This is a genomic window from Pontibacter rugosus, from assembly GCF_042678745.1.
Classification (GTDB): domain Bacteria; phylum Bacteroidota; class Bacteroidia; order Cytophagales; family Hymenobacteraceae; genus Pontibacter; species Pontibacter rugosus.
The window spans coordinates 1-10,808 of record NZ_JBHTLD010000175.1 but is presented as its reverse complement, the minus strand read 5'-3'; the positions used below and the strand labels follow the sequence as shown (position 1 = coordinate 10,808).

Genomic DNA, 10,808 nt, shown 5'->3' with positions numbered 1-10,808 from the left:
TTTAAGCCTTCCCGGCTTGATATGCCCCTTACTATTTCTCCTAAACCTTTGCTTTAAGACGGCTTATCAGGAAAATATTATATAAAAGCCTGAGTGACATGTTCAGGTAAAAGCATGACAAATAGATACATACAAATAAAAAGATGACATTTATCACCACAAACACACACAATAAAGTTACATTTTAAATAGCCTTTATCATATTGGTATCGTAGAAAGTAACAGACACTAACAAAAAAGTATAGCATGTGGTACATGGGCGAAGGACATTAAAGGGGTATGCATTGGTTATGGTGGCTTTTCTGGATAATTATTATTGTGGTGTTTTTTGCACTACTGGGTAATACTTTTCTAAGGAACAGACCGGACTCACCAACCGAAAGAGAATCTGCCCTGGATATACTTAAGAGGAGATATGCTGCCGGTGAGATTGACACAGAAGAGTACAACATCCGGAAAAGAGAACTGGAGAAAGACAGATAAACCGAACGCTTCAAAAGTATAAAAGTATGAAAAGTCACCTGCTCTGGATGATCATTGGATGCACGCTTCCACTTCTGCTTATATTTTTGGCACCAGCCTTAGGTTTGAGTGGCGATATGTCTCTGCTCATCTTTGTTATAGCCATGTTCGCCTGCCATTTGCTGATGCCGATGCACCATGTGAGCCACAGGCACAAAGACGAGCTACAGGATCAGCCCTCAAACAATAAACTAAAAGAACATGAACCGTATCAACGTTAAGAAACTTGGCTTTGCCTTTGGCGTAACTGGAGCTTTGCTGTATATCGGGTGCATATTGGTTATGGCCACCGTTGGCCGTGATGGCACCATCAAGTTCTTTAACAGCCTACTGCACGGTCTTGACGTTTCAGCTGTGATCCGAATGGATGTACCCTTCTGGGAAGCCCTTATAGGCATTGTAGAAACGTTTATTCTTGCCTGGCTAATCGGAGCCTGCATAGCTGCCATCTATAACGCTACCATAAAACACCCTGCTGCCTGAACTCTTAGTACCTATTGTGTACGCGACTTTTCTTTCTTACCAGATTGTATCTGTGCATGATTAATGGCTGCTACCAAAACCACACCCCCAAGTACATTCCCGATCAGAGACGGTAAAATATAGTTCAAAAGCACGTTCCCCCAGGTTGTCTCATCCATCGCAGCAATGGTAAAGGTTTCCATAGACCCTGCGATGACATGACTGAAATGCCCGATGGCAACCACGTAGGTCACAAGTATAATGATCCACACACGTGCTGTTCCGGCATCAGGCAGCAACCAAACCATGAGCGCAATCAGCCAGCCGGCAAATATTCCACGCAGCAGCACCGTTCCAAACCCAGGCTTCATGGCCTGGTGGCCTAGTTTTGCAAACGTTTCCAGTACATGGGGTTCGAAGGATGTTGTGTGGGCCACCACGAGCGAGATAAGTAAGGTACCCAGCAGGTTAGCCAGTAGCACTACGAACCATAGGCGCATGACGTTCCAGAATACTTTAAGCGTTTTATGTTGCAGCAGCGGCAGAATAGGCTTGAGCGTGTGTTCCGTAAAAAGCTGCTGCTTGCCAAGTATAACGATGACAAAACCCATCGTATACCCAAAACTCGACACCAACACCGTCCATTCCGCATCCGGCAGATAAGCCTCCAATACACCCTCCACGATCATGGACAAACTCATCGATAAGCCTGCTGCCAGACCAGACCAAAACAGATTAAACGTAGGACGCTCAAGCTGTGACTCTCCCTCTTTTTATGGCATTGTGAATGGTCGTGGCAGAAGGAGAAATTTCGATTCCTTTTACCTGCTCATGGGCATTGGGTTGTTTTTCCTCTGCCATACTTACATATCCTGGCTCTTCCGCTTCATTTTGCTTGTACCCATCAGGCCCCCAATCAGTCCTCCTAAAGCTATACCTGTAACGGCTCCCACAAAAATACCCACGGCAGTACCCGAAGTGGCGTACTGCCCCAGATCGCGGATGGGCCAGGCGCCGGAAGAAACCATGTAACCCACGAAACCAAGTATAACTCCTAGAACCAATGCCCAAATGATGGCCATCTTCATGATGGCAGGGTGATACACCACGTGCCCCTCCGGGTCGTAGTTGGTATAGCCTACTATTAAGTCTGCGTCTTTTTTATCGGTGTGGTTTTTCATTTCTGTTGTAGTGTATCTGCTTCTGTAAGCGGTTTATCTGCCTGAGGCTTCTTAAACGGTGACAACAGGAAATCTACCTCCTGCTGGGTAGCTTTTGAAACGGTCCCAGTGTCGCCGATGATCCAGGCATAGTTCAAAATGGTTTCCTGCGGACCAGTAGGAAAAGGTTTTACCATGGTCAGGTATTTATTTACGGCTTGGGGCACACTGTCCTGCGCTACCAGAAGTATAGGCCCATGCTTGCCCATGTGCCCCAGCACCGCCGCCGGAATCATGCCCAGCATGTTATCGGCGTTGCCGATGATGAAGTTGTGGCCGGCCTGCGCAATGCCCCAGCCAAAGCTTCTCTGCTCCCAGTTCCACCACCAGCCATAGTTGCGGCCATAGTCTTTATAGCCTGCGTTCACGGTGTTTGTTTCGTAGAAATTCTTGCCGGCTATGCGCCTTACCAATCCGTAACGCCCCAGCTCTTTAGCTACTTTATCAGAGATCACATCAGCACCGCCTGTCAGGTAAATGTAAGAGCCGTGGTCGCCGGAGCGCCTTTCCAATATGCGTTTGGTAGCCTCAGGTATGGAATCTTTGTATACCCAGGCAAAGCCCTTGCCCATGTGCGCGTTCCAGCCCATAGCACCTATTCCATGCTTCAGGGCATCCGGGTGATCAAGGGCCGACATGATCACTTCATCCGGGTGATCAGACTTCAGGGCAGCCTGCCAGCGATCCAGAATTTCAGCTAACTGTACCGGGTTTTCGGCGTAGAAAGTCCTCACCTTGTAGCCCAGTATTTCCTTTATCTTCTCCACCTCTGCCGCCGGAACGTTCACGGCATATACGTCTACCCGCTTGTCATTCAGCACCCCATCCGGCTTCAGCCGCTCCATCTCGCGCAGGGTGGCTTCCGAAACATGACCATCTTTTGTCAGATACAGCAGCGGGGCATTAACCGGCATATGCGTGATGCGCTGCATAGCTGTGAAGGCAATGATCTCGTCCTGCGGAACAAGAATGATGGCACCTACGGCATTGTCTTCGCGGGTGGCGGGGTACACAGTCTGCGTTAAAAGTATAGCTTGCTCTTCGGGCGTTCTGCCGGGTAGCCTTACGGTATAGGCGGTGAAGTTAGCTTCGTTCTGCAAAGGCAGGCTACCGGCACCAGGCGGTCCTTCGGTGCTGCCGCAGGAACTGAGTATAACAAGTATGGCAAGCGTACATATATATCGTAGTTGAATCATACGTTTCCAGGTTTTAAGTGAGAGCGGATCATGAGCCAGTTCAGCGGCCAGGCCACCAGGAAGCCTGCAAAAGAGGCCAGCCACATCACCCCGAACCACAGGATATCATCTTCCTTCGGCATCATCGGGAGGTGGTACATCAGCGTCCACCATGCGGTTGTCATCATACCCAAACTCACGGCTGCCATACTTAACGCAGTGGTTTTGAAGGCCATCATCGCCAGTTTTTTCTTCGGCATGTCCATCATCATTTCCTTCATCGGGTACTGTACCATCGGCACCACGATCAGCACCGTCAGCACATACATCGCAATCATCATGATTGGCATACCGGCCCCGAGCCAGAAGAAAGGCCCCACGATCCATTCCGGGAAGAAGATCGGGAAACCGAACCACACGAACAGGAATCCGACAGCGATCATCGTAGGTGCTCCGTAACCAAAGCCCATGGCCGTAGCGGCGGCACTCTGTATGTTCTGCGGGCGCAGCCAATGCCATCTACCCTTCTCATCCTTATAAGCAGGACGGCGGTAGGCATTGAGGTAAAGTATAGGACCCAATACAGGCAGCACCAGCGAGGTCATGGCCCAGGCAATTTTAATCGGCATGTGCACCATGTGCAAGGTATAGGTGCTGTGGATCATCACGAAAATACCTGAAGCGATACCCAGCACGATAAGCATGATGGCCAACGCCTCCATATAACCCAAACCCACCGGACCCATGCTTGGGTATTCGGCCTTCTCTATGGAGAAGTCAAGGCGGCTCTGAGCGGCATAGCTAACGTCGCGGCTCACCAGCCAGAAGTGCTTGAACGGGCCTTCCGACGGCGAAACCATCCAGTCGGTGCGCTGGCTCCAGACATAACGGTCCAGCGCGGCGGGCAGCCCCCCCTCATCACCGGCATACAGTAATGTAGCGTTGTTGCTGACAGCATAAGGCAAGGCAGCCAGTCCTTCCAAGGCATGTTTCGGCGTGGTGACTACATAATGGAAATAACCGGTGCGGCGGTTACGTGTGCGGCCCCAGCCAAACTCATGTACTTCATCGCGCATTTCAGCAATTTTCACGGCATGATCGGCCAAGTCTTTTCCCGCCACACGTTCTGCGTCTTCAAAGCTGTCTTCTATATCGGAAGGTATAAGCTCCTCCGGCCCGATGATAAAGGCTTTTATGTTACGGTACTGCGTAGCGTTCTGCCCAGTCAACTGCCCATTCTCGGCGAACAGTACCGGTGAGCCATAGTAAAAGGCATAGTATATGGCGGGAAGGGCCCACTCCAGCGCTTCTTTACCTCCGCCGGGTAGCACCAGTACATGGCGCGGGTTATCGGCTACTTTTATACTTTGCGTTACAAACTCCTGCCAATTCTTTTCGGATGGAGCCATGTCTGCCACTTTTGCCTCCTCGTAGGGGATGGCGGTCTTCAGGTACTCGTGCAGGTCGGTGGCATTCTCGGCTACCACGCGGGTAACGTTTTTGGTGTGGCCGATCATTCGCCCCTCCATGGCTCCTTTTTCAGTCCAGGGAGCTACCTCCAGGTCTTCTTTCAGGACGTTCAGAAGGCCGAATCCGAGGATAAGCACCACCAAAAAAGTCAGGACCGGATATGTCCATTTCATATGTTATCTTTTTAGTTCAACACAAAAATGAGAAGCCAGATCAGGCCACCCATTCCTATTGCCTGGTACACAATAGCCAGCCACTTCTGCATATGCTGGTGTTTTTTCTTCTGCATAAAGAGAAGGAAGCCTATCAAGGCTGCTACCGAAAAAGTCACAATAGTTGCGATCTGCTTTTCAGGCTTATCCGTGATGATGGCGAACAGGATCAGCAGCAGCAACCCCAGGACAAAACTGCCAGCATGGATCATCAATAGTTTCTTCGGAGCCATCTTTCCCTGCAGCACATGCGACAGCAGCAACGTCCCCACCAGCATGGCGACAAAAAAGAATATCGTAGCGGCTTCGGCCATAGTTTATCCGTTAGGTTTATACTTGTTCAATAACTTGTCATCCCCCTGCCCCTCCCGGACTTGATTCGGGGCGTGGACGTTCGTGCCAGAAATTTTATTTTCTACTTTACTTCCCTTTACTCACCTTCCAGAGCACACCGGTAAAAGGCATGGCATTCATGCCTGTGTCATCAAACTCCACCACACCAAAATCCACGATGTAAAGCGAGCCGTCTTTTCCCCACTCTAGCTGCAGCGGCCGCTCGAGGCCGCCTGTGCCTTTTACAGAGGCCGGCAGATTGTTCTTGTTATAGATAAAGTCTTTGGCTTCGCCGGTTTTGAGATTTACCTGCTGCACCTTGAAACCCGGCCAGTTATACTTCACACCCGGTGGTGCGTTTTCTTCCTCAGGCATTCCCTTAGGTAGTTTTGGATGATATTCCTTTCCCTTGAACTCTGGAACAATAGTACCAAACTCCGCCACCAATATATCCTGCTCCGGCACGCCGAAAGCGCTGTTGCCGAACACCATCCCCTGTGCTGCGCTGTGCACCGGCAGCAGCGCGATAGGCTGGCGTGGTTTGTCTTTTCCCTTCAGCAGCTTACGGTGCGTCTCTTCTGTCAGCACAAAATCCCACATCTGTTTTTTACCACTAAAGCGCTCGTCTGTGATCGGGATGCCGCTGAAGAAGTCCGGCCAGCCGTACCACTCGCCCTGCACCACCTCATATACTGTTTCATAATCAAAGAACAGGCCGCGGGGTGGCATCGGGTTGGCGCTATTCATGGTCATGATCAGTTTGCCATCAGGTGAGAAGCGATAGCCGAAGCTGGAGCGCAGGCCCCAGGCGATGCGCTTGATGTTACTGCCATCTAGATCGCAACTGAAGAAGGCTCCGTTGCAGATCTCCTGCCCTTTGATCACCTGCCCTGCCGTGGTTTTCTCTCCGAGCGGCACATACACCCCTGTCTCCAGCGAGTCGGCCTCAATGATGGTCATTTTATCGGTGGGCACCCAGAAGTTCTTACCTGTCAGGGTTATGTCTTCGCCGGGTACTTCGTGAGCTTCCGGTTTGTTGAAATCGTTGATCACCTCTACCCAATGCTTCTCCTGCACGCCTGTGTTGCCCTGTGTGGAGAGGAAGAAGTACATCTTGCCGTCTTTAAAGATCGGCTTGGCGTTCAGAAACTCGCCCCAGGAGGGCAGTCCGTTGATGATGGTCTCAAACTCGCCACTCTCTAGGTCATAGGTGGAGTAGCGGCTTCGGTGGGATATGTATAGTTTTCCTTCGTGGTAGGTAATGCCTGTCAGTGGTGGTATCAGGCCCTCCTCCATGTCTTCGGAGGAGTCTTTGCTTTTGATGATGTTCATCGGCACTACCTTATCGTACAGCACCTTGGTGGTGCCATCTGGCAACAACTTCAGGATGCGCGCCTCCGGGGCTCGATCCGGTTTGGTGCCATAAGTATGGCCTCCCGCTTCGGCGATGTAGGTATTTCCCTCTTCATCAAAGGTCACATCCACTGGATAGCTTAGCCCTGTGGCTACTGCCTCTATCTTCATGCCTGCCGGCAAGGCGATGGCAGAAGGATCTATTTTGCGCCGGCTTTCCTGGTGTACTTCCTGCACTACTTCCTCCTCCTCATCACCCCGTGTCTCCTCTTTGCCGGAGCAGGACAGCAACAGCACAGGCAGCGCCAACAGGTAAGGCAGGTACTTGAATCTTGAAATGTGTATTCCTTCCATAGTCATAGTAGTTAATACCAAGGATGAACTATCATCAGGTTTGGGGTTTTCAGGCATCCATAACACAGCGCAATAGGGTTATACCTGCGTTACATTTATAAGGTTTAATATTTTCATATGATAGTCAGGGTAAGTTATACTTTCCCGTTTACTCGATCCGGTATACTTTCCCGGTCTTCCCGGTTGGTCCTTCATTATCATTCCCGAGCAGATACAATTCCCCTTTATTATCCTGGCCAAAGCTTAAAAGGTAATGCCCGAAAGCATTGTTGGGCCTGTTCCTGAAGTGCAACTTCCGGTACTGCCACGGACCTGTGTCACCGGATACTTCTGCTGCGAAGATGGCCCCGTCAGGCTTGCCGTGATGCTGCGTCCAGACACCGAACAGGTAGCTACCGTCCAGACCTGCGAAAGTATCGCCCCGGTACACATAACCCCCAACACACACAATGCCCAGGCCTTCCTGCGGATAGCTCATACTGTTCTTGAATTCGATGACAGGATCGGTAAACTTATTTCCGAGGCTGTCCTGGTCCGGACAGTCAGGCAGCGGGTTCTTGTTATCGGCTGCGTTAAAGCAGGTGGTTCCTTCCTTTACATTCCAGCCATAGTTGGCGCCTTTTTTGATCACGTTCATCTCCTCGCGCAGCACCTGCCCCGCATCGCCGGCTATGATCATACCTGTTTCTTTGTCGATAGAAAAGCGGTAAGGATTACGCAGGCCGTAGGCATAGATTTCTTTCATGCCGTTATTGCCATCAGCAAATGGATTATCGGAAGGAATACCATAAGAGGCACCACTGTTTACATCAATGCGCAAAATGCTTCCCAGCAGGTTCCGCTTGACGTCCTGCCCGTTGCCACCGTCATTCTTCTTGTACCAGTCACTCACATGGCCGGTGCCGATGTCATTTTTGTTGCCCCCGTCTCCCAGGCTGATGTAGAGGTAGCCATCCGGACCAAACATTAACGTGCCGGCGTTGTGGTTATCCTGCGGCTGGTCCACGTACATGATCACCTTTTCGGAGTTCAGGTCGACCTTTTCCATGTTACTGCCAGTTGCAGTATATTGAGCAATCACGCTGGTATGATCGAAACCGTTAGGTGCTCCTTTCCGCAGCGGTGCGCTGTAGTATACAAAGAACCTTCCGTTGCTTTTGAAGTCCGGATGGAAAGCCAGGCCCAGCAGACCGCGCTCCTCATGTTCGGGTTTTAGCGTTACAATCTTGCTTTTCAAGTCGAGGAATGGCTCCGGCTGCAGTTTACCGCCCTTCACCACTCGTATCTCCCCTACCTGGTCAAGTATAAACAGCCTATCATCATCAGCCGGCTGCGTCAGGAAAACAGGTGAGACAAGGTCAGAGGCGATCAGTTGCAGCCCAACCGAATCTACGCTGGCGTTTTCTGTTTGTGTGGTGTCAGTAGTGGTTGCTGTATCAGCTGTTTCTTCAGAGGTTGGCGTAGTGGTGCAGGATGCGCAAAGAAACAGGCTGGAGATGGCGTAGAGTACAAAGTTCTTTTTCATAGGTAAAGAATTTCGGATTATCAGATAATAGTATACTTTTTGACTTTTGCTACAGCCCCGGTCACTCGAAATGGATTATAACCGAAAATGGGCTTGCATTTGCCTCTAACTGCACACTTAGATGGTCATAAAAAACAAATCGCTTGTCAATTGTTATGATATTGTCTTCCGGGGCCTGTGACGGTTCCAGCAACTGACTATAGATGGGAATATCCTTCTCGTCCAGCACAATCAGTTTCAAACTCTCTCCTGATGCCGGCCACTTTTTAACGGTAACTTGCTTAATGTCCATACTCCGGGTCGATTCACTTCCCTCCAGCCTTAGAGTAGCATTCGACTCGGTGAGCTCCACTGTTTTCATAAGTAAATTTTTAATGATGGTTTATACATTACTTACTCATTCGTATGGGAATCTGCTCTTTCATGTCTCAAAGCCTCTTTCACCTCACGTTCCGTAGTACTTCTCCAGTACCTCCTGTATTCCATCTCATCAGTCGTATGCTGTATCGGCCGCAGTTCCGGCGCCACTTGCAATAAAGCTTGCTGCAGTGCCTCGTAAGGCCGGTACCCAACTACCATTACACCCTGATCTTCTCCTTCCCTTTTCATGGTAAGTGTCGGGAAACGGCTGATGGCATGGAGCCTTACCTGCATCAGGTCTTGCTTAAAGGCCTGGCGGGCTTCCTCGCCGACGAGATCCCGCTCAAAGGCTGACACATCCAGAAGATCAGGCAGTTCTTCGGCCAGTTCTCCTGCTATCTGTAACAGCACCTCCCGATCCGAAATGTTCTGGCCATGCAACATCACCGCCTCACGCACACGGCGCAGGTAGTTCTCTGCCGCCATCGGCGACTGCAACTCTGCGGCCTTTACGGCAATACAGGCCGGGTAAGAAGAAGCAGGCGGATTGTCGTACCACACTTTGTCCTGGATCGGCATGCCCGAAGTATACTTTGCCTCCATCCAGAGTGGTCCCATCTGCAATGGCCGGCTTACCGAGTTCATAGGATCATTAAAACTGTCCCAGTTGGCAATTAGCCCGCCCATGCAGTAGCGCCACTTTATCTTTCCTCTGTACTCGAAGCGCAGCCTGCGCCACTGTGGCTCCATTGCCCAGCTCCAGCAACAAAGAGGGTCGGTGTAGTATACTATCTCCACCGACCCTGCTTCTATTTCTCCGTTTAGTTTGCTTTCTTTTTCGATCATATGCTAATTAGAGCACCAGCTTACAAATTGTTATGCGGGTACTCGCACCATTGGTTCTCCCCAGTTGGTACGGCAGCTTTCACTTTTTTGCTGCGTTCCTGGCTGAGCGCTTTGTCTTTGGCCTCTACAGATTTCATGGTGCGGTCTGTGCCGGTTGGTTTGTGGTCGAGCATACCGTTTGTTTCTACCACATGCTCAAAGGGCTCATGAATGTACTGCCATGTTTCTCCCAACCCCGGACTCTTACCTTCATTCCACGGGCCTTTAACATCAGCACCGCTACTCATATTAAAGTAGGTGTTACTATAGCGTGGGTCACTCTGCAGCACGCCCGGTGGGAAGTTAGGCTGTATGGTTTCCAGAGCCGCCTCAAACATCTGGAAGTGCGCCACCTCGCGCGTCATCAGGAAGCTTAGCGTTTCCTTTACATAAGGGTCATCGGTGAATTTCATCAGGTATTCGTACACAATCTTGGCCCTGGACTCTGCCGCAATGTTAGAGCGCAGGTCTACTGTAGGATCGCCGTTGGCGTTTACGTAAGAACCTGACCATGGCACTCCCTGGCTGTTAGTTACGGTCGGACCTCCGCCGCTCACAACCAGGAACTGTGGGTTCAGCATGGCATTGTGGATGAAGTCTTCCTTCTTTCCCTTTCCGTCCAGTAACTGCATGATCTCGGCCTCGTCGGCTGCATTTTTCAGCTCTCCGTTTATGCCCCCGAGCAGCATCTGGATGGTTGCACCCACAATTTCCAAGTGGCTGAACTCCTCTGTGGCTATATCCATCAGGAGATCATATTTGTCGGGGTGGGGCTGGCGCATGGCAAAAGCCTGTGTAAAGTACTGCATGGCTGCCTTCAGCTCCCCGTTAGGTCCCCCGAACTGCTCCAGCAGCAAACTGGCAAAAGCCGGATCCGGTTTAGACACACGTGCATTGAATTGTAACTCCTTAACGTGATAAAACATTTGTCCTCCCT

13 protein-coding genes are annotated in these 10,808 nt (G+C 50.6%); 3 read left to right on the top strand and 10 right to left on the bottom strand.

What is annotated here, in order from left to right; genetic code table 11:
• Positions 1–279 precede the first annotated feature (279 nt).
• From ACFQ2O_RS16360 to ACFQ2O_RS16350, 3 genes are read left to right on the top strand one after another with little or no spacing between them, the layout of a single operon-like run.
• Entirely contained in the window at positions 280–483 is a 204-nt protein-coding gene (locus ACFQ2O_RS16360) for an SHOCT domain-containing protein (protein WP_377530109.1), read from the top strand.
• 26 nt (positions 484–509) lie between these two features.
• The gene (locus ACFQ2O_RS16355; RefSeq protein ID WP_377530106.1) at positions 510–743 is read left to right on the top strand and encodes a hypothetical protein; all 234 of its coding nucleotides are present in this window, start codon (positions 510–512) and stop codon (positions 741–743) included.
• Positions 724–1,005, top strand: coding sequence for a DUF5676 family membrane protein (locus ACFQ2O_RS16350; RefSeq protein ID WP_377530103.1), 282 nt, complete (start codon positions 724–726; stop codon positions 1,003–1,005). The genes ACFQ2O_RS16355 and ACFQ2O_RS16350 overlap by 20 nt, the downstream gene beginning before the upstream one ends.
• Before the next feature lie 11 nt (positions 1,006–1,016).
• Here the strand turns inward: ACFQ2O_RS16350 and ACFQ2O_RS16345 are convergent, their stop codons facing one another.
• From ACFQ2O_RS16345 to ACFQ2O_RS16300, 10 genes are all read right to left on the bottom strand, one after another.
• Positions 1,017–1,703, bottom strand: a complete 687-nt coding sequence (locus ACFQ2O_RS16345; protein ID WP_377530113.1) for a formate/nitrite transporter family protein — start codon at positions 1,701–1,703, stop codon at positions 1,017–1,019.
• Between the two features lie 144 nt (positions 1,704–1,847).
• A complete protein-coding gene (locus tag ACFQ2O_RS16340; protein WP_377530100.1) occupies positions 1,848–2,165 on the bottom strand; it encodes a hypothetical protein in 318 nt (105 codons plus the stop codon).
• On the bottom strand, positions 2,162–3,400 hold the full coding sequence (locus ACFQ2O_RS16335) for a cell wall-binding repeat-containing protein (protein ID WP_377530096.1): 1,239 nt from the start codon (positions 3,398–3,400) through the stop codon (positions 2,162–2,164). Before ACFQ2O_RS16335 ends, ACFQ2O_RS16340 begins: the two co-directional genes overlap by 4 nt.
• Positions 3,397–5,022 (bottom strand): DUF4396 domain-containing protein, encoded by a 1,626-nt coding sequence (locus tag ACFQ2O_RS16330; protein WP_377530091.1) that lies wholly within the window; start codon positions 5,020–5,022, stop codon positions 3,397–3,399. The genes ACFQ2O_RS16335 and ACFQ2O_RS16330 overlap by 4 nt, the downstream gene beginning before the upstream one ends.
• 11 nt (positions 5,023–5,033) lie before the next feature.
• Positions 5,034–5,375, bottom strand: a complete 342-nt coding sequence (locus tag ACFQ2O_RS16325) for a hypothetical protein (protein ID WP_377530086.1) — start codon at positions 5,373–5,375, stop codon at positions 5,034–5,036.
• Positions 5,376–5,481: 106 nt separating this feature from the next.
• Positions 5,482–7,101, bottom strand: a complete 1,620-nt coding sequence (locus ACFQ2O_RS16320; protein ID WP_377530083.1) for a hypothetical protein — start codon at positions 7,099–7,101, stop codon at positions 5,482–5,484.
• A gap of 148 nt (positions 7,102–7,249) precedes the next feature.
• Positions 7,250–8,626, bottom strand: a complete 1,377-nt coding sequence (locus ACFQ2O_RS16315; protein WP_377530080.1) for a PQQ-dependent sugar dehydrogenase — start codon at positions 8,624–8,626, stop codon at positions 7,250–7,252.
• A gap of 61 nt (positions 8,627–8,687) precedes the next feature.
• The gene (locus ACFQ2O_RS16310) at positions 8,688–8,987 is read right to left on the bottom strand and encodes a hypothetical protein (protein WP_377530077.1); all 300 of its coding nucleotides are present in this window, start codon (positions 8,985–8,987) and stop codon (positions 8,688–8,690) included.
• A gap of 32 nt (positions 8,988–9,019) precedes the next feature.
• Positions 9,020–9,832, bottom strand: a complete 813-nt coding sequence (locus ACFQ2O_RS16305) for a DsbA family protein (protein WP_377530075.1) — start codon at positions 9,830–9,832, stop codon at positions 9,020–9,022.
• Between the two features lie 20 nt (positions 9,833–9,852).
• Positions 9,853–10,808: manganese catalase family protein (locus tag ACFQ2O_RS16300; RefSeq protein WP_377530072.1), on the bottom strand; the 956-nt coding region annotated here is incomplete at its 5' end.

Excerpts from the sequence above, each read along its gene's own strand:
- ACFQ2O_RS16310 (WP_377530077.1), bottom strand. The coding sequence starts at position 8,987 with ATGAAAACAGTGGAGCTCACCGAGTCGAATGCTACTCTAAGGCTGGAG.
- ACFQ2O_RS16340 (WP_377530100.1), bottom strand. The coding sequence starts at position 2,165 with ATGAAAAACCACACCGATAAAAAAGACGCAGACTTAATAGTAGGCTAT.
- ACFQ2O_RS16355 (WP_377530106.1), top strand. The coding sequence starts at position 510 with ATGAAAAGTCACCTGCTCTGGATGATCATTGGATGCACGCTTCCACTT.
- ACFQ2O_RS16335 (WP_377530096.1), bottom strand. The coding sequence starts at position 3,400 with ATGATTCAACTACGATATATATGTACGCTTGCCATACTTGTTATACTC.
- ACFQ2O_RS16350 (WP_377530103.1), top strand. The coding sequence starts at position 724 with ATGAACCGTATCAACGTTAAGAAACTTGGCTTTGCCTTTGGCGTAACT.
- ACFQ2O_RS16360 (WP_377530109.1), top strand. The coding sequence starts at position 280 with ATGCATTGGTTATGGTGGCTTTTCTGGATAATTATTATTGTGGTGTTT.
- ACFQ2O_RS16320 (WP_377530083.1), bottom strand. The coding sequence starts at position 7,101 with ATGGAAGGAATACACATTTCAAGATTCAAGTACCTGCCTTACCTGTTG.
- ACFQ2O_RS16315 (WP_377530080.1), bottom strand. The coding sequence starts at position 8,626 with ATGAAAAAGAACTTTGTACTCTACGCCATCTCCAGCCTGTTTCTTTGC.
- ACFQ2O_RS16325 (WP_377530086.1), bottom strand. The coding sequence starts at position 5,375 with ATGGCCGAAGCCGCTACGATATTCTTTTTTGTCGCCATGCTGGTGGGG.
- ACFQ2O_RS16305 (WP_377530075.1), bottom strand. The coding sequence starts at position 9,832 with ATGATCGAAAAAGAAAGCAAACTAAACGGAGAAATAGAAGCAGGGTCG.
- ACFQ2O_RS16330 (WP_377530091.1), bottom strand. The coding sequence starts at position 5,022 with ATGAAATGGACATATCCGGTCCTGACTTTTTTGGTGGTGCTTATCCTC.